Raw genomic sequence first — 17044 nt, forward strand, 5'->3', positions numbered from 1 at the left:
TTCATCGGAGGAGCATCCCTATGCAAAGAGAGTGGCGTCTGGCGCATGGACGATCCCTGACCCTCGGGCCAGTGTCCGTCATTATGGGTGTTCTTAACGTTACACCGGATTCCTTTTCCGATGGCGGCGTACATCTTGCGCTCGACAAGGCAATTGAGGGCGCACGGGCGATGATTGCCGAGGGTGCTGCGATCATCGATGTCGGTGGTGAGTCGACCCGTCCGGGTGCCACCCGGGTTGATCCCAAAACGGAACAGTCGCGGGTGCTTCCCGTCATCGAGGCACTGGCAAAAGAAACCGATGTCCTGATTTCCGTCGATACCTACCGAGAAGAAACGGCACGGCTGGCCGTTGCTGCCGGTGCGCATATCGTCAACGATGTGTGGGGCGTGCAGCGCGAACCGGCGATTGCGGATCTCGCCGCCAAGACGGGCGCCGGACTTGTCATCATGCACACGGGCCGCGAAAGGGAACGTGACCCCGACGTGATCGTGGATCAGTTCGCATTTCTCAACCGGTCACTGGAGATCGCCAAGCTTGCGGGTGTGGCGCATGACCAGATCGTACTCGATCCGGGGTTTGGTTTTGCCAAGGAAACCGAAGAGAATCTGGCGCTGATCCGGCGTTTCGCTGAACTCAAGGCTTTCGGTTATCCGTTTCTGGCTGGCACATCGCGCAAGCGTTTTCTTGGTGCAGTTACCGGACGGGACGCGGATGAGCGGGATGCGGCAACCGCCGCCACCTCGGCTATTCTGCGACTGGCCGGAGCGGATGTTTTCCGGGTGCATGACGTCAAGACGAACCGGGATGCGCTTGTCATGACTGACGCAATCCTCCAGCAGCGGAGCGCTGATTAATGACCATCAGATACAGAACGTGGCTTGGCCTTGGCGGCAATATCGGCGAACCCATACAGGCGATGGCGGAGGCCTTGCAGGCGCTGCATGCGCGCGATGACACGCGTGTCGCCGCTGTTTCGCCTGTCTATCGCACTCCGCCATGGGGCAAAACCGATCAGGCGTGGTTTCACAATGCCTGCGCGCAGGTGGAAACATCCATGCTGCCGGAGGATTTGCTGGCTGTCTGCCTCGATATTGAGCGCCACATGAAACGTGAACGGATTGAGCGCTGGGGACCACGCATCATCGATATTGATGTGCTCGTTTATGAAAACTGGAAACCCGTGGAAAGCCCGAAGCTCACACTCCCCCATCCGCGCATGACCGAGCGTGCTTTCGTGCTGGTGCCGCTTAGCGATATTGCGCCTGATCTTGTGGTCAATGGGAAACGCGTGGCCGAATGGGCAGCATCATGTGACCGTACAGGCATAGAAAAAGCCCGCGAAGACGCGGGCTGGTGGCTTGAAAGCAGGGCTGAATAGTCAGTTCTTGACGATACTGCCGACGGCGGTGTTGTCGACGCGCTTCAGGGTCATGCCAACGACCGGGATCAGCGTGTCTTCAAGCCGAACCGAAATGGTGACATTCAGCTGATTATCACCGGTAAACTTGGCCAGCATGGCGCCGGTCAATTGCTTGCGGGTGATGTTCAGCACCACGCGATCACCGGAAACACTGCCGCCGGTAATATCAAGACCTTTGCCAGCTGCACCATCGAGGAACGCGCCCTTATAGGTACCGCCGGTGCGGGCAATGGTTGCTTTCATCGGCTGGTTGAAAATACCGACGCGGCAATTGCCATCAAGCGTCATCCCAGCGGTTTCACCGGGCGTTGAACCATCGAGCGTACAGGTAAATTTCGTACCCTTGTACTTGCCCGCAACAATCTCGCCGGGGCCGACCCATTGGCCTTCCACGGTCTGGAAGAATTCTGTGTCTTTATCCTTGGCTTGTGCTGAAAACGCGAAGAGCGCGCAGGCGAACAAAGACAGGGTAGCGGCAGCTGCGCGTGTTTTCATTGGGGATATACTCAACACAAATCATTGAAATGACGATGACCGATCATCGGTTGGAATGGTTAACGGATGGTTGCCATTCCTGCCGAAATTGCAACCCCGTCCACAGGATTATTCTTTTTTTGCACCGCCAATGCGGGCGAGGTCCCCGATAAAATCGCCAATTCCCGGACGCTTTTCCGCATTGAACGGGAAAGGCCGGACCAGATCCATCGCCGAAATGCCGATGCGTGCAGTCATCAGGCCGTTGATGACACCTTCACCCAGACGCGCCGACAGTTTTGCGGCAAGGCCATGGCCAACAAGCTGCTGGATGATGCTGTCGCCCATGGCAACAGTGCCGGTAACAGCAAGATGGGCGATCACATTGCGCGTCAGCTTGAGGAAACCCAGCGTTCCCGGGCGTCCACCGTAAAGTTCTGACAGGCGGCGGATCAGGCGCGCGGATTCGAACACGACATAGCCGATATCAACCAGAGCGCGCGGGCTGACGGCTGTCACAACTGAAACGCGTTTCGATGCGGCAAGGATCATTTCGCGCGCCTGCCGGTCGAGCGGGCGCAGCAGCTCGGTTTCCGTCAGGCGGATGAGATCGCGCCCGTCGATCACATCATCGCGCAAATCATGCAGCAGGGCGCGGCCCTTCGCTGTGGCGGGCATGGTTTCGGCGATTGTCACGAGCCGGGCCACGGCGGCCTTGGCCTGTCTGACATCATTGTCGGCAGCTGCTTTTGCCGCTTCATCGCGTAACGACTGCACGGATGCCAGACGGCGCAGGGCAAGGCCCTCCCGGATAATGATAGCCAGAAGCGAGAGCGCGGCGACAATACCAACGGCAAGCGCGACCCAGCCAAGCCATGGCGCGCGCTCGAACAATGTGCGGATGAGATTGTCAGCCCAAAGGCCAACAGCAAGGGAGACGAGGACACCCAGCGCGCCCGTCAGCACGGACGCAAAGGAGAGGCGTTTTTTGCGTGGCAAAGCCGGTGGTGGGGTCAAGGCGTCGAGTTCGCCCGCCGCCTCAGCGTCGAGATCGAACACATCAACTGGCGCTGGCGTGATGACGGCGATATCCTTGATGGCGGTAGGCCTGCGGGCCTCGGGCTTTGGTGCCGTCTCGGTCTTTGCGCGCTGGTTTGCAACAGGCGGATCAATGCGGAAGGCGGCGGGTTTGCGTGGGTTGCTGTCGGTCATGCGAGACGATCTCCGATCAGGAACTGAAGCGCCCGGTCAAGCCGGATATGCGGCAGTGAAAGTGTAAAGCCTTCCGCGGTTTTTTCGAGGCTTGGCGGACGGAAGCGGACAAAACGAATGGCCGGGTCTTCAGAAACTGATTCCGGTCCTTCGAAAATTGAGTCCGGTTTTTCCGGTAAGTCACCGGGAAATATCGCAGTTTCGGTCTTGCCGTCGAAGCGTTCGCCGTCGATGGTTTCGCCTTTCAGCGGTGTTCCCACGATAACAGGCAGGATTTCCTTGCCCTGCGTGACCGTCGCTTCGCGCGTGGTGCGCACGGCGGCCATGGCAAGCACATCAACATTCGCGCCGGAGAAATCCGCACGGCTGACAGCGCGATCGACCAGACGGCGGACGATGGCCTGCAGCCGGTCATGGCTTTCATGGTGCAGGTGATCGGCCTTGGTCGCGGCAATCAGAATGCGGCCAATGCGTCTTTGGACAAGCCCGGTGAGGAAGTTGGTGCTTCCGGGGCGAAAGCACGAAAGAATTTCGGTCAAGGCGCGTTCAAGATCGGCAATGGCCGAGGTTCCGGCGTTCATTGCCTGCATGGCATCAACAAGCACGATCTGGCGGTCCAGCCGCGCAATGTGTTCGCGGAAGAATGGTTTGACCACATGGGTTTTGTACGCCTCGTAACGGCGTTCCATCATGGCGGCGAGCGAGCCTGAACGATGTTTGGCTGAACCAAGATCGGGCAGTGGTGCAAAGGTGAGGGCGGGCGAGCCATCGAGATCGCCGGGCATCAGAAAGCGGCCGGGTGGCAATGTCGAGAGCGCGCGCTCGTCTGCCTTGCCAGCTCTAAGATAACCGGTGAAGCTGCGGGCGAGGCGTTGGGCCGTCACTTCATCCGCCTGCGCATCGGGATTGATACTGTCTGCCTCGGCGAGCCATTCGCTTGCCAATTCCCGCCGGTTTTCAAGGCGGGCGAGATCAAATGAGTCCCTGGAAAATTCAGCAAAGCTCTTATTGAGCAGTGGCAGATCAAGCAGCCATTCGCCGGGATAATCGACAATATCGACGGAGAGTTTGCCGCCGGAGAACATGCGGTTCCACATCGAGGCCGATTCGTACTCGATGGTCAGCCGCAACTCGGAAATTGCCCGCGTTGAGTCAGGCCAGACACGATCCTCGATAAGAGCTTTCAGATGGTCTTCATATTGAAAACGCGGCACCGCATCATCTGGCTGTTCCTCAAGATAGGCTTTGGCGATGCGTCCCGACTTTTGCGCTTCGAACAATGGCAACCGGCCGCCATGGATGAGATTGTGAACCAGAGCCGTGATGAAAACCGTCTTGCCTGCCCGGGAAAGGCCGGTGACGCCAAGCCGCAGCGAGGGGGAAACCAGCGCTGTGGTGCGATCCGCCAGAGTATCGAGCGCGATCTTTGCTTCGTCGGTCAGTGTGGTCAGTGTTCCCAAGGCAATCGTCCTGCGCTTTCGCTCTGTTACCAATGCAAGTCTGTGGCCGGATATAGGGGCCACACGTCTAATGACAAGAAGTTGGCTTTTTTCAGAGGTGTTCGGAAGGCGAAAGAAACGCCGCCAGCGTACCAGTTCCCGGACGGATTTCCGCCAATGGACTACCAAAATTGATCACGGCAAGCCCAGCCGTTGGAAAACCGGCGGCAAAGGTGGGGTGAGCAGGGGGATCGCCGCGTCCGGCAAGGGCAATGGCCACATCTTCCATCATCGGATTGTGGCCGACCAGCATGACAGAGCCGGCACTTTCGTGCTCTAGCCCAGCCATGCGGATGGCCATCAGGTAATTGTCTGCCGTGCCGGAATAGAGCTTTTCCAGTTCTTCCTGAACCAGACGCGCTTTCAAATTGATATGTTCGAGTGTCTGACGGGCGCGCACCGCCGTCGAGCAGATAATGATATCCGGCTTCAATCCGGCCCGCTTCATCTCTTCGCCGAGAACAGTTGCCGATTCAACACCTGATGAATCGAGTGTCCGGTCAAAGTCTTTCTGTCCCGGAGACGGCCAGACTGCTTTGGCATGTCGGAGTAAATAGACCTGGCTCATCTTTAACTCCAAGGTGTCATTGTTCCTTTTAGGACACAAATAACGGATAAACCTCTGCGACAAATGACGCAATTCTCAAATAATTGTGCAAAACCGGCCTGTCTTATTTATGGGCGGGCTGCATTTCTGTGAGGCAATAGCCAAATTGCGTCATGCAGGTCGGGCCATTAAAACCGCGGATTAGCGGTGATTTCGGCGCAATTTCCGCTTTTTTGGGTTCAAAGACACTGTATTTGGCAAATTATTTGCCGATTATTTAAGCAAAATGGCGTTATTCGAATCCCGCTCTTGCCTGTCGTTTTGTAGTTGTGCCGCCTTGTGACACAACCTATATAGGCCTCCTCGCGTCTCATAGGTGCAGGGTGATTCAAAGATGAATAAACTTATCGATCTTGACTATAAGCCCACGGATGACGAGCCTTTCATGAGTGATCGGCAGAAATCCTATTTTCGTGAAAAACTAATCAACTGGAAGAATGACATTCTGCGGGAGGCGCGCGAAACGCTTGAAATCCTGCAGCAGGAAAATGCGAACCTGCCAGATATCGCTGATCGTGCGTCGTCAGAAACTGACCGTGCCATCGAATTGCGGGCGCGTGATCGCCAGCGCAAGCTGATCTCCAAGATCGATGCTGCCTTGCAGCGGATCGACGACGGGACATACGGGTTTTGTGAGGAGACCGGTGATCCGATCAGTCTGAAGCGTCTGGACGCACGTCCAATTGCTACACTTTCCATTGAGGCGCAGGAACGTCACGAGCGACGCGAGAAAGTTTACCGCGACGATTGATGCGATCTCAATGAACCAAATAAAAAGCCCGGAAAATTCCGGGCTTTTTATTGTTTAGGGGGTATGACCAATCAGCGTTTCTCAGGCTTGGAGAGGTCGTCGAGCAGACGTTCCATTTCGTCCTCGATATTACCGGGCTCCTTGCGGGGCTCTTCATCGGGCGTGACATGCAATTCGCCTTCCAGATCGGATTCGAATGCATCGTCGAAATTGAGGTCAGCCAGATTGATCTCGGGCTCTTCCGGTTTCGCTGGTCCAAGGATATCCAGCGATGCCTCGTCCTGAGCAGGCTTGAGGTTCTGCACGGAGAACGGAAAAGCTGCGGCTGTGGTCGTTCTGGTTTCAGCTGCTGCTGGTTCAGGGCGCGTCTCTTCGAAATGGGGAAGTGCATCTATGTGCGGTTCGCTGCGCTGGGCGGTACCAAACGAAGGTGAAGCCGTGCGCTGCCAGCCATTGTCTCTTTGCGGTGCGCCCAGAGATGGGGCTTCTGTCGGTTCCTGTGCGGCGGGAGCAGATACGACCGCCGCCGCAGCGGCAACAACCGGCGGGATGGGCTGCATAGGCGGAATGGGCGGTAGTGGCACTGCCGCTGCAATCGGACGCTGCTGCTCCGGCTGTGGTGTTTCACGCGGCGCAACCGGAGGCTGGGCAGGAGCCGCCGGGCGAACGGGAATATGCGGTGCAGCAGCCTGTGCAGGGGCGGTGGGCCTGACAGCGTGTGTAATGGGCGGTGAAACACGCACGGGAGCAACGGGCAGCGGGCGAGGCGCTTCAACTGGCTTTGTCTCGGCCTTTGGCTCTGCTTCTGCCGGAGTGATGGTCGCTGCCGGTTCGACACGCGACTGCGGCTTGGCGAACTGCCGGATATTCTGTTCGATGACGAGATCGCTCGGGCCACCGATCATGATCAGATGTTCCACATCATCGCGGCGCACCAGCACCAGCCGGCGCCGGTTATCAACAGCAGCAGCATCGGTGACAGACAGGCGGACCTGCCGGTTGCGCCCGCCTGACACGAAGGTTCCGCCAGTTACCCGCCGCAGGACGGCAAAGACCAGCAGCAAAAGGACGATGACCAAAGCGAAAAGCAGGACGAACCCGACAATCGGGGCAGCGGTTTCGCCGACAATACCGACCAGCCAGTTATTCATGACGAACTCTCCTTTACAGACCCCGGTCCAAAACGCACGTCCCCCGACATGGAACCCGGAGTATAATTTTGTGCGACACTAATGCCAGCTTTTGCTTGCTGCAACCCTGATGCATGGTCACGCCTGTGGCTATCGGTTCACCCCGGCTGATCTCACGCCGCAATTGCTTCGCGAAATCGTGGAATAATAGTCACTTCTGCAAGCTTGGGGTTTATACGACATCAAAGATATGATCCAAACGAATCGGAACCGGCATTGATCATACGGATCTCAGCCGGTTCAGAATATTGTGGCCTGCCCGGGCAGCTTCCGCGATGAAAAGAAGGGGTTTGAGACGCATGTCTCAAGAGACGAACAACGATCTTTATCCAGAGCCGATCATCGCCAATACCAAGTCGACCAGAGCCGCCTTGCGTCTTGTCATCCTTGGTGTGCTGCTGGTGGGCGTTTCCATCCTCTATTTCATCTATCGTGACCAGTTGGGCCAGCAATTCCTGCTCGGTCTACTCGGCACACTGGCCATGACCGGCGTGTTTTATCTGTTCGGGTCGGCCATCAATGTCATCCAGTTTACCCCGCGCGGCACCAGCGATGAGTTGACACGGGCGTTTGTGGATACGTTCCCTGAAGGAACCGTTGTTACCGACCAGAAGGGCCGCATTGTTTATGCCAACCGGGCCTATGCCCAACTGACGGGCGTTACCAATTCAAGCGATGTTCAAGCGATAGAGCATATTCTTTCCAGCGAAAGCGCAGCTTCCGATCCAATTTACCGGCTTGCCAATGCGGTGCGGGACGGTGTTTCCGGTCAGGAGGAGCTGCGTCTGTCGCGTCCGCTTGATCCGGCACGCGAGCCTGTTCCAACCTGGTACCGGGTGAAAGCCCGTGCGGTTGCAGGTATTCCGGGCCAGACGGCGCCGGTTTTTGCCTGGCAGATTGCGGATATTTCCACCGAGCGTGCCGAGCAGGAGCGCTATTTTCAGGATATTCAGGAAGCAATCGATCACCTCGACCATGCTCCGGCCGGTTTCTTCTCGGCTGACCCGGATGGGCGCATTATCTACATCAATGCGACGCTTGCCGAATGGCTCGGGGTTGATCTGACCAAGTTTACGCCGGGCTCGATGACTGTCCGTGATATTGTTGCCGGGAATGGCATGGCGCTGATCAATGCCGTCAAGACGGAGCCGGGCACCAGCCGCAATACGGTCATTGATCTTGATCTTGCCAAGGCGAACGGCCAAAGCCTCGCCGTGCGCTTCTATCACCGCGTACAGGCCCAGCGCGATGGCAAGCGCGGTCCGACCCGTACCATCGTGCTGAATCGCGCTGAGGGCGAAGACAATTCCGCTGCGTTGCGCGCCGCCGAAGTGCGCTTCACCCGCTTTTTCAATTCCGCCTCCATGGCCATTGCCGCGGTGGACGCCTCGGGCAAGATCCTGCGCACCAATGCGCGCTTCCTTGGCCTGTTCTCACCTGTTGTTGACCGCGATGCCATCGATCGGCGCACGCCGCTTGAGACTGTCGTGCATGAACGCGACCGCGAGGCTTTCGACCGGGCGCTTGCCGCTGCCTTTGCTGGCAAGGCCGAGATATCGCCTGTCGATACGGTCATTCCCGGCCATGAGGAACGCCATCTGCGCTTCTATATCAGTCCGGTCTTTGACGCGGGTTCGGAAGAGGGCGCTGAGGAGGCTGCAATTGTTTCCGTCGTGGAAACCACCGAGCAGAAAGCGCTTGAAGCCACCATGGCCCAGAGCCAGAAAATGCAGGCTGTCGGCCAGCTTGCAGGCGGTATCGCGCACGACTTCAACAATGTTCTGACCGCCATCATCATGTCATCGGACCTGTTGCTGACCAATCACCGGGCGTCCGATCCGTCTTTTGCCGACATTATGAACATCAAGCAGAATGCCAATCGCGCCGCCTCGCTGGTGCGGCAGTTGCTGGCCTTCTCGCGCCGCCAGACGCTGCGTCCTGAGGTGCTTGACCTCACCGACGTTATTGCCGATGTGCGCATGCTGCTGACGCGGCTTGCGGGCACGCAGGTTAACCTCAAGATCGAGCATGGCCGCGACTTGTGGCCGGTGCGTGCCGATCTTGGCCAGTTCGAGCAGGTGGTGGTCAATCTCACCGTCAATGCGCGCGACGCGATGCCGGAGGGCGGCGATCTCACGATCCGCACGCGCAACATGAATGAAAGCGAAAGCGCCGGGCTGAATTACCGCGATCTTGTGCCCGGTGATTATGTTCTGGTCGAGGTGAAGGACAGCGGCACAGGTATGCCGCCCGAGGTCATCGAAAAGATTTTCGAACCGTTCTTCACCACCAAGGAAGTCGGCAAGGGCACGGGCCTTGGCCTTTCCATGGTCTATGGCATTATCAAACAAACTGGCGGTTCGATCCATTGCGAATCCGAACTCGGCAAGGGCACGACATTCCGCATCTTCCTGCCGCGCCACGTCGAAGCTCCTGTCCTCAACGAGGCGGGCGAAGTTGTTGCTGTTGAAGCACCGAAGAAGGAAAAGAAAGCCGAGAAGGCGACTGATCTTTCGGGTTCCGCAACGGTGCTTCTCGTCGAGGACGAGGATGCGGTGCGCATGGGCGGTGTCCGCGCGCTGCAATCGCGCGGCTATACGGTCCACGAGGCTTCCAGCGGCGTTGAAGCGCTTGAGGTCATGAAGGAACTCGACGGCAAGGTCGATATTGTTGTTTCCGATGTGGTTATGCCTGAAATGGACGGCCCGACGCTGCTGCGTGAGCTGCGCAAGGAATACGGGGATATCAAGTTCATCTTTGTCTCCGGCTATGCGGAAGATGCCTTTGCCCGCAATCTGCCCGAGGATGCCAAGTTCGGCTTCCTGCCAAAACCGTTCTCGTTGAAGCAACTGGCGACATCGGTCAAAGAGATGCTGGAAAGCGAGTAACCGGCACGCTTTGCTCCATGTCAGGAGCACTTGATAGTTCGAGCGTTTTCGAAGCATTCTTGCCGTGGATGCACCAGTATGAACGGGATGCAACCACGGAAAAGTGCCATGTCAAACACTGCAAGATTTGCCGAAATTGCTGCGCTGGCCGGAGATCCCGGCCGTGCCAGCATGTTAACCGGTCTGATGGATGGCCGCGCGCTGACGGCAAGTGAACTGGCGCATCTCGCCGGTATCACGGCACAGACCGCCAGCAGCCATCTGATGCGTATGACGGAAGCAGGGCTCCTACAGGTGGAAAAGCAGGGCAGGCATCGCTATCACCGGTTGGCATCACCCGCAGTTGCGCAGATGATTGAAAGCATCATGCAGGTTGCAACGCCCGTTGCGAGCACCAAAATTGTACGAACCGGGCCAAAGGATGCAGCCTTGCGGGCAGGGCGCACCTGTTACGATCATCTGGCGGGAAAGCTTGGTGTTTCCATCACCGATGCACTTGTCGGGGCTGGCCATCTCGACCTTGGTCTTGATGCGGGTGAACTGACGGATAGCGGCATGTCGCTGTTTGACCGGCTGGGAATGGATGTCGGCTCTATCACCCGGAAAAAAGGGCGCATATTGTGCCGCCCGTGTCTCGACTGGAGCGAGCGTCGCCCGCATCTGGCCGGTGCCATTGGTGCCGCGCTGTGCAGCCATTGTTTTGACAAGGACTGGATCAGACGCGTGGAGGGCACCCGCGCGGTGTCAGTGACGCCCAATGGCCAGAGGCATTTGCGTGAATCCCTTGGTGTCAATCTGATATAGGTTAGGGGATGTGGTGTGTGGTTGTGGTTCGTGTTCGTGGTTCGTGGTTCGACAAGCTCACCATGAGGGAGAGTGTGGATGAAAGGGAGTCAGGTTCTGCACCCTCTGCGCTGCAACCTTTTTGATCCGCACCCTTTGTGATTTGCAACCGTTATGATCTGCAATTTGTGTGATCTGGAGCCTTTTTGATCCGTAATCTCTGCGATTATCGTTGCATCACCTCTCTCCCTCATGGTGAGCTTGTCGAACCACGAACCACGGACACGCTCCAACACACGCACAGTCATGGGCAGCACTCTCCAATGCTGCCCAATCCATCGCTTAAACGTGTTTGGTGATACCGCCATCGACGCGGATATTCTGACCAGTGATATACCCCGCATCGTCAGAAAGCAGGAATGCCGTTGTCTTGGCGATCTCGTTCATGGTTCCCAGGCGCTTCATGGGGATACCGGTTTCCGTACCGGGCTTGTGCTCAAGACTGTCGATAAAACCCGGAAGCAGCGCATTCATGCGGATATTGTCGGCGGCATAGCGATCCGCATAAAGCTTCGTATAGGCACCGACAGCAGCGCGATAGGCGCAGGATACCGGGAAGACGAGGCTTGGCTCAAACGCCGCAAACGTGGTGATGTTGACCCACGAGCCTTTGCCCTGTTTCAGCATGTAAGGCGTGACCAGACGCGCCATGCGCACGACGCTGAGCACCATCAGATCATTGCCAATGGCCCATTTTTCATCGGTGATATCGATCAGATCGCCCTTGGGCGGATGACCCGTGTGGTTGACCACCGCATCGACGCGCCCATAGGCTTCAACCGTCTTTTCAACCAGCGTTTCCAGATCTTTGGCTTCCCCGGCTGATCCCTTGATGCCGATTGCGCCAAGTTCTGCCGCCAGTTCGACAGCGCTGCCTGAAGGTGACATCAGGCCAAGGCGGTAGCCACGCGCGTGCAATTCGCGGGCAATGCCTGCGCCCATGCCACGTCCGCCGCCGGTGATGATTGCTACGGGTGCTTGTGAAGTGTCGGTCATGCGAAATCCTGTTCTATCGTTTAACTGCTGGGGAGCATCTTTGATTAACAGGCGGCGCGCAAACGAATTTCGCCGGGCGTATCGGTCAAAATTTTTGAACCGGGATGATGTTTTGAATCCGACGACCTCTTGAAATCATTGATATTGTGGTGAAAGATGCTGCCCATGATCAACCGTTCGACCATCGTGATGTCCACCTCACTCCTTTTCAGGGGTGGTGGAGAGCTATTGCGCTAAAGTCGACGCGATCTTTCACCAGACCCTGCCAATGAGGCGAGCAGGGTCTGACCGTTGCTCTTCTCAATCAATAGGAGAGCGACATGAACGACCAGAGCCCACCACCACTTGAAGCCAACGGATTGTCGATCCGCGCCACGCGTCCCGGCGATTTTGAACAGATCAATGTCCTGACCAGCTTACCCGGCTTTCGTGCTGGCACGTTGCGTCTACCATTTCAGAGCGTTGAAGTGACGCGCAAATGGTTGGAGAACCCGATCCCCGGTGCAATCAACATTGCGGCTGAAATAGATGGGCAGATCGTTGGCCATGCGGGCTTGCAACCATCATCAGGACGGCGTGCCCATGCAGCTGGAATCGGCATCGGCGTGCATGATGATTTCACCGGAAGGGGTATCGGCAAGGCGCTGCTGCATGCCCTGATTGATGCAGCTGATAACTGGCTCAATATCCGGCGGCTCGAACTGACCGTTTATACGGACAATTCCAGAGCCATCAGCCTCTATGAAAAATGCGGCTTTGAGCGCGAGGGAATTCACCGCGATTACGCCTTCAAGGATGGGCGGTTTGTCGATGCGCTGGCGATGGCGCGGATACGGGCGATTTAGCCCGTATTCTTTCCATATTTTGCCGTATTCGTTGGTATATTTTCCCGCATTTCCAACGGGGTACTGATTCTATGATCAAGAAGTTTGCCATCGGCTGTCTTGCCGCGACGTTCTTGGCCGGTTGCACCACGACCGATCCATATACGGGTGAGCAGAAAATATCGAATACGGCTGGCGGTGCTGCCATTGGTGCAGCAGTTGGCGCGCTGGGCGGTCTTGCTGTTGGCGGGGGTGGCAAATCTGGTCGTAACGCGGCATTGATCGGTGCCGGTATCGGTGCGCTGGCGGGCGGTGCGGTCGGCAATTATATGGACCGGCAGGAATCAGAATTGCGGGCCCAGTTGCAGGGTACAGGGGTATCCGTGACCCGCGTTGGCGACAAGATCATCCTGAACATGCCATCGAACATTACGTTCTCGACGGATCAGGATGCGGTGAAGCCGCAATTCTATGCAACGCTCAATTCCGTTGCAGTTGTCTTGCGCAAGTTCGACCGCAGCATCATCGATGTTTACGGCCATACGGACAATGTCGGCGGCGAGCAGTACAACCAGCTGCTGTCTGAACGCCGCGCGCTTTCCGTTTCGAACTATCTGACCCAGCAGGGCATCGACAACCGGCGCTTTGCAGTGCGCGGCTTCGGCATGAGCCAGCCTGTCGCTTCCAACAATTCGGAAGCTGGCCGGTCGCAAAACCGCCGCGTCGAGCTGCAGATTTCGCCGCTTAGCTAACCAGCGCAACAGCAATGCGTGCCGCAAGGCGCGCATTGTTTTCCACCAGCGCGATATTCGCCTTCAGGCTTTCGCCCTTGGTGATATCGAGAATTTCCGACAGTAGATATGGCGTTACTGCCTTGCCCGTAATGCCATTTTTTGTGGCGCGCGCCAGAGCTTCGCGAATATAGCCGCCCATGATTTCAGCCGGAATTTCACTCTCCGCTGGGATCGGATTGGCAATCAACATGCCGCCATTGACGCCGATGGCGCTGCGCGTCGCCTGAAATTTTGCGATGGCATCAGGCGTATCAAGGCGCAGCGGCGCTTTGATGGGTGACTGACGCGACCAGAAGGCTGGCAGAACATCAGAGCCATAGACCACAACCGGAACGCCTTTGGTTTCAAGCACTTCCAGCGTCTTTTCAATATCCAGAATCGCTTTGGCCCCGGCTGAAACAACGATGACGGGCGTGCGGCCCAGTTCTTCGAGATCAGCTGAGATATCGAAGCTGGTTTCGGCGCCCTTATGCACGCCGCCAATGCCGCCCGTTGCAAACACCTTGATGCCTGCGAGATGCGCAGCGAGCATAGTTGCTGCAACCGTGGTGCCGCCGGTGCGGCCTTCCGACAGGGCATAGGCAAGATCGGCGCGCGACAGCTTCATGGCGCCTTTGACCTGCGCCAATGCCTCGCGCTCCTCGGCTGAAATGCCGATCTTCAACCGGCCATCAATGATGGCGATGGTAGCAGGAACGGCACCACCCTCACGGATGATGCTTTCGACATCCGCCGCCATGCGGCTATTGTCAGGGTAGGGCATGCCATGGGTGATGATCGTGCTTTCCAGCGCCACGACAGGCTGCCCGGCATCAAGCGCCTTCTGCACTTCCGGAGCAATATCGGTGAACGGGTTGAGGGCTGAAATGCTCATGGTTCTTCCTTTGTATGATCGTATCCGGCAAAGCTGCTCATGCGAGCGGGCTTGGTGCCGGGATATGTGCAAGTGCCGTATCGAAAATTCTGGCGGTGAAGACAGGGGTCGCCGAATGGGTCTGCAAGGTGAGTGCCGAGGCGGCAAAGCCTTCGCGCACGGCATCCTCAAGCGGAAGCCCGCGCATCAGCGCCGCAATGGTGCCTCCCGCCAGCGCATCACCCGCGCCGGTTACATCGGCAATTCCTGATATCTCAGGCGGGAGCAACGAGAATGCATCCTCGTTTGTATAGACAAGCGCAGCCTCGCCGCCATTGCTGACAACAGCTGCCCGCAGACCTTCGGCTTTCAAAGCCTTATGAAGATCAGGCAGGCCTGCATCTGCGCCCAGCCCCGTCAGCGCAAACGCTTCACGCCGGTTGAGAAACAGGCAGGCAAGATCGCCCAGTACTGGTTTTAATCGCACAGCCTTGGCCGGTGAAATCGCCAGCGCATAGAGCGGCTTGTCTCCGGCAAGACCCGCCAGCCGTTGCAAACCTTCCGAAGGAAGATTGGCATCGCCGAACACCGCATCGGCTGCTTCAATGGAATCGCGCACCTTGCGGCGACGCAATTGCCGGGGCAGGGCAAGTTCATACAGCGCCATATCGGCAATGGCGGCAACCACATCGCCACGTTCATCCAGAATGGCCGTGTAACTTGGGGTTGTCCGGTCAATGAACACGGCGGAACTGTCTTTGATTCCGGCAGCTTCAAACGCCGCACTGATCACATCGCCCACCCGGTCGCCGCCGCGTACCGACAACATCTCGGCCTTTACGCCGCGCCTGACGGCAAGGCGCAGCGCATTGAATACGCCGCCGCCCGGTTCCTCCCGCATCACGCCGGGGTTTGAAGCGCCCGCTATAAAGGGCACGCTGCTCTGGCCGCGCCGGTCCATATGGGCGCCGCCGACAGCAAAAAGCAGCGGGATTTGGTCCTGGGTCATAGTGAAGGCTTTTGCTGAACAAAATGATCGGTTGCAAGACACTTGGTCTGGTTCCTCTCTAAATTGCTCCGTGGCCTTACGCAATCATCAGAACGATTCGAATTTTCATCGGGCTGTTTCTGCGTAAGCGCCGGTTCGCGGCAAGGAATATGTGGACAAGGCATTGGAGTTGCCTACAAGAACGTTTTAAGAACATTTTTGAGTTATCATTATTTTTCAATTGGTTATGCATATTGCAAAATGAGAACAAAACAGATACAAATATCTTCATAGACCGGAGCGTCCGGACTTCATGGATAGTACAGGGGTAGTGTATTATGGCTCAAAATTCTTTGCGGTTAGTTGAGGGTAATTCGGTGGATAAAACGAAAGCGCTGGATGCGGCATTGTCCCAGATCGAGAGGGCCTTTGGTAAGGGCTCGATCATGCGGCTTGGACGCAATGAGCAGGTTGTGGAAATTGAAACGGTTTCGACCGGATCGCTTTCGCTTGATATAGCCCTTGGCGTTGGTGGTTTGCCGAAAGGCCGCATTGTCGAGATTTACGGGCCTGAAAGTTCCGGTAAGACGACACTCGCGCTGCATACGATTGCCGAAGCCCAGAAGAAGGGCGGCATCTGCGCCTTTGTTGACGCCGAACATGCGCTCGATCCTGTTTATGCCCGTAAGCTGGGTGTGGATCTGGAAAACCTCCTGATCTCGCAGCCCGATACCGGTGAGCAGGCGCTTGAAATCACCGATACGCTGGTGCGTTCCGGTGCGATCGATGTTCTGGTCGTTGACTCCGTGGCGGCTTTGACCCCGCGTGCGGAAATTGAAGGTGAGATGGGCGATTCTCTCCCCGGCCTGCAGGCGCGTCTGATGAGCCAGGCACTGCGCAAGCTGACCGCCTCGATTTCGCGCTCCAATTGCATGGTTATCTTCATCAACCAGATTCGCATGAAGATCGGCGTGATGTTCGGTTCGCCTGAAACCACGACAGGCGGTAATGCGCTGAAGTTCTATGCTTCGGTTCGTCTGGATATTCGCCGTATCGGCGCCTTGAAAGAGCGTGACGAAGTGGTCGGCAACCAGACCCGCGTCAAGGTTGTAAAGAACAAGCTGGCACCGCCCTTCAAGCAGGTCGAATTCGACATCATGTATGGTGAAGGCGTTTCCAAGACGGGCGAACTGGTTGATCTCGGTGTCAAAGCTGGCATCGTTGAAAAATCCGGCTCGTGGTTCTCCTACAATTCCCAGCGTCTGGGGCAGGGCCGCGACAACGCCAAAATCTTCCTCAAGGACAACCCTGAAGTGGCCAATGAGATCGAGCTGGTCCTGCGCCAGAATGCCGGTCTCATCGCCGAGCAGATGCTCGACAAGGGCCCTGATGATATTGAAGACAATGACGGCCCCGAGGCCGCCGAAGGCTGATCTCCCGGGACAGGCCGTTTCTGGTCTGTAATGTAAAAACCCGTATCCAGCTGTGGATGCGGGTTTTTCTTTTTAGGGCTGGTGTGTTTGTGGTCCGTGGTGAGCTTGTCCAACCACGCACGATAGCCGATGCAAAAGAGATTTTACTCCACGAAAACCTCACAACGACCATCATGAGGAAGGGTGGCATTTGTTATTATCCCTGAGTGCCTGTTGATGTTTGCCCCCAACTCACCCGGATTTTCTGGACAGGCAGCGGTGGCCTCGCT

At 57.0% G+C, this 17044-nt stretch carries 16 protein-coding genes; 8 read left to right on the forward strand and 8 right to left on the reverse strand.

The annotated features are described in order from the left end of the window. Positions 1 to 20 precede the first annotated feature (20 nt). A complete protein-coding gene (gene folP, locus FHW17_RS14945; RefSeq protein WP_182510231.1) occupies positions 21 to 857 on the forward strand; it encodes a dihydropteroate synthase in 837 nt (278 codons plus the stop codon). Further along, complete coding sequence (folK, locus tag FHW17_RS14950) at positions 857 to 1381, forward strand: 2-amino-4-hydroxy-6-hydroxymethyldihydropteridine diphosphokinase (RefSeq protein ID WP_182510232.1); 525 nt, start codon at positions 857 to 859, stop codon at positions 1379 to 1381. Before folP ends, folK begins: the two co-directional genes overlap by 1 nt. On the opposite strand, the gene FHW17_RS14955 is transcribed toward folK, so the two are convergent. The 4 genes from FHW17_RS14955 to FHW17_RS14970 form a co-directional block, all read right to left on the reverse strand. Further along, positions 1382 to 1918, reverse strand: coding sequence for a hypothetical protein (locus FHW17_RS14955; protein WP_112525157.1), 537 nt, complete (start codon positions 1916 to 1918; stop codon positions 1382 to 1384). It lies immediately after the preceding gene. A gap of 108 nt (positions 1919 to 2026) precedes the next feature. After that, positions 2027 to 3109: a TIGR01620 family protein gene (locus tag FHW17_RS14960; RefSeq protein ID WP_182510233.1), complete on the reverse strand. Its 1083-nt coding sequence runs from the start codon at positions 3107 to 3109 to the stop codon at positions 2027 to 2029. After that, a complete protein-coding gene (locus tag FHW17_RS14965; protein WP_112525153.1) occupies positions 3106 to 4569 on the reverse strand; it encodes a YcjX family protein in 1464 nt (487 codons plus the stop codon). Before FHW17_RS14965 ends, FHW17_RS14960 begins: the two co-directional genes overlap by 4 nt. Positions 4570 to 4660: 91 nt before the next feature. Then, entirely contained in the window at positions 4661 to 5176 is a 516-nt protein-coding gene (locus FHW17_RS14970) for a histidine phosphatase family protein (protein ID WP_182510234.1), read from the reverse strand. Positions 5177 to 5549: 373 nt separating this feature from the next. Here FHW17_RS14970 and dksA point away from each other — a divergent pair, with 373 nt between their 5' ends. Continuing rightward, a complete protein-coding gene (dksA, locus tag FHW17_RS14975; protein WP_091877580.1) occupies positions 5550 to 5966 on the forward strand; it encodes an RNA polymerase-binding protein DksA in 417 nt (138 codons plus the stop codon). 71 nt (positions 5967 to 6037) lie between these two features. On the opposite strand, the gene FHW17_RS25365 is transcribed toward dksA, so the two are convergent. Next, the gene (locus FHW17_RS25365) at positions 6038 to 7117 is read right to left on the reverse strand and encodes a flagellar biosynthetic protein FliO (RefSeq protein ID WP_182510235.1); all 1080 of its coding nucleotides are present in this window, start codon (positions 7115 to 7117) and stop codon (positions 6038 to 6040) included. Between the two features lie 338 nt (positions 7118 to 7455). Between FHW17_RS25365 and FHW17_RS14985 the strand changes: the two genes are divergently transcribed. Together FHW17_RS14985 and FHW17_RS14990 are read left to right on the forward strand one after the other, a co-directional pair. Next, a complete protein-coding gene (locus FHW17_RS14985; RefSeq protein WP_182510236.1) occupies positions 7456 to 10044 on the forward strand; it encodes a PAS domain-containing sensor histidine kinase in 2589 nt (862 codons plus the stop codon). 108 nt (positions 10045 to 10152) lie between these two features. Next, positions 10153 to 10848 carry a winged helix-turn-helix domain-containing protein gene (locus FHW17_RS14990; protein WP_182510237.1) on the forward strand — a complete coding sequence of 232 codons (696 nt, stop codon included), beginning with the start codon at positions 10153 to 10155 and terminating at the stop codon, positions 10846 to 10848. Between the two features lie 321 nt (positions 10849 to 11169). Here FHW17_RS14990 and FHW17_RS14995 read toward each other — a convergent pair whose 3' ends face one another. Continuing rightward, entirely contained in the window at positions 11170 to 11883 is a 714-nt protein-coding gene (locus FHW17_RS14995) for an SDR family oxidoreductase (protein WP_112525143.1), read from the reverse strand. A gap of 320 nt (positions 11884 to 12203) precedes the next feature. Here FHW17_RS14995 and FHW17_RS15000 point away from each other — a divergent pair, with 320 nt between their 5' ends. Both FHW17_RS15000 and FHW17_RS15005 read left to right on the forward strand, forming a co-directional pair. Beyond that, positions 12204 to 12728, forward strand: a complete 525-nt coding sequence (locus tag FHW17_RS15000; RefSeq protein ID WP_113095660.1) for a GNAT family N-acetyltransferase — start codon at positions 12204 to 12206, stop codon at positions 12726 to 12728. 71 nt (positions 12729 to 12799) lie between these two features. Next, positions 12800 to 13459 carry an OmpA family protein gene (locus tag FHW17_RS15005; protein ID WP_091877567.1) on the forward strand — a complete coding sequence of 220 codons (660 nt, stop codon included), beginning with the start codon at positions 12800 to 12802 and terminating at the stop codon, positions 13457 to 13459. On the opposite strand, the gene FHW17_RS15010 is transcribed toward FHW17_RS15005, so the two are convergent. After that, complete coding sequence (locus tag FHW17_RS15010) at positions 13452 to 14375, reverse strand: pseudouridine-5'-phosphate glycosidase (RefSeq protein ID WP_182510238.1); 924 nt, start codon at positions 14373 to 14375, stop codon at positions 13452 to 13454. The two genes, FHW17_RS15005 and FHW17_RS15010, sit on opposite strands and share 8 nt — an antisense overlap. Before the next feature lie 37 nt (positions 14376 to 14412). Beyond that, the gene (locus FHW17_RS15015; protein ID WP_182510239.1) at positions 14413 to 15363 is read right to left on the reverse strand and encodes a carbohydrate kinase family protein; all 951 of its coding nucleotides are present in this window, start codon (positions 15361 to 15363) and stop codon (positions 14413 to 14415) included. A gap of 317 nt (positions 15364 to 15680) precedes the next feature. On the opposite strand from FHW17_RS15015, the gene recA reads away from it, so the two are divergent. Further along, positions 15681 to 16775 carry a recombinase RecA gene (recA, locus tag FHW17_RS15020; protein WP_112525135.1) on the forward strand — a complete coding sequence of 365 codons (1095 nt, stop codon included), beginning with the start codon at positions 15681 to 15683 and terminating at the stop codon, positions 16773 to 16775. Positions 16776 to 17044: the final 269 nt, after the last annotated feature.

The sequence above is a fragment of the Phyllobacterium sp. P30BS-XVII genome (assembly GCF_014138335.1).
GTDB classification, from domain to species: Bacteria; Pseudomonadota; Alphaproteobacteria; order Rhizobiales; family Rhizobiaceae; genus Phyllobacterium; species Phyllobacterium meliloti.

Coding starts and splice junctions, on each gene's coding strand:
- folP (WP_182510231.1), top strand. CDS start 21: ATGCAAAGAGAGTGGCGTCTGGCGCATGGACGATCCCTGACCCTCGGG.
- folK (WP_182510232.1), top strand. CDS start 857: ATGACCATCAGATACAGAACGTGGCTTGGCCTTGGCGGCAATATCGGC.
- FHW17_RS14955 (WP_112525157.1), bottom strand. CDS start 1,918: ATGAAAACACGCGCAGCTGCCGCTACCCTGTCTTTGTTCGCCTGCGCG.
- FHW17_RS14960 (WP_182510233.1), bottom strand. CDS start 3,109: ATGACCGACAGCAACCCACGCAAACCCGCCGCCTTCCGCATTGATCCG.
- FHW17_RS14970 (WP_182510234.1), bottom strand. CDS start 5,176: ATGAGCCAGGTCTATTTACTCCGACATGCCAAAGCAGTCTGGCCGTCT.
- dksA (WP_091877580.1), top strand. CDS start 5,550: ATGAATAAACTTATCGATCTTGACTATAAGCCCACGGATGACGAGCCT.
- FHW17_RS25365 (WP_182510235.1), bottom strand. CDS start 7,117: ATGAATAACTGGCTGGTCGGTATTGTCGGCGAAACCGCTGCCCCGATT.
- FHW17_RS14985 (WP_182510236.1), top strand. CDS start 7,456: ATGTCTCAAGAGACGAACAACGATCTTTATCCAGAGCCGATCATCGCC.
- FHW17_RS14990 (WP_182510237.1), top strand. CDS start 10,153: ATGTCAAACACTGCAAGATTTGCCGAAATTGCTGCGCTGGCCGGAGAT.
- FHW17_RS14995 (WP_112525143.1), bottom strand. CDS start 11,883: ATGACCGACACTTCACAAGCACCCGTAGCAATCATCACCGGCGGCGGA.
- FHW17_RS15000 (WP_113095660.1), top strand. CDS start 12,204: ATGAACGACCAGAGCCCACCACCACTTGAAGCCAACGGATTGTCGATC.
- FHW17_RS15005 (WP_091877567.1), top strand. CDS start 12,800: ATGATCAAGAAGTTTGCCATCGGCTGTCTTGCCGCGACGTTCTTGGCC.
- FHW17_RS15010 (WP_182510238.1), bottom strand. CDS start 14,375: ATGAGCATTTCAGCCCTCAACCCGTTCACCGATATTGCTCCGGAAGTG.
- FHW17_RS15015 (WP_182510239.1), bottom strand. CDS start 15,363: ATGACCCAGGACCAAATCCCGCTGCTTTTTGCTGTCGGCGGCGCCCAT.
- recA (WP_112525135.1), top strand. CDS start 15,681: ATGGCTCAAAATTCTTTGCGGTTAGTTGAGGGTAATTCGGTGGATAAA.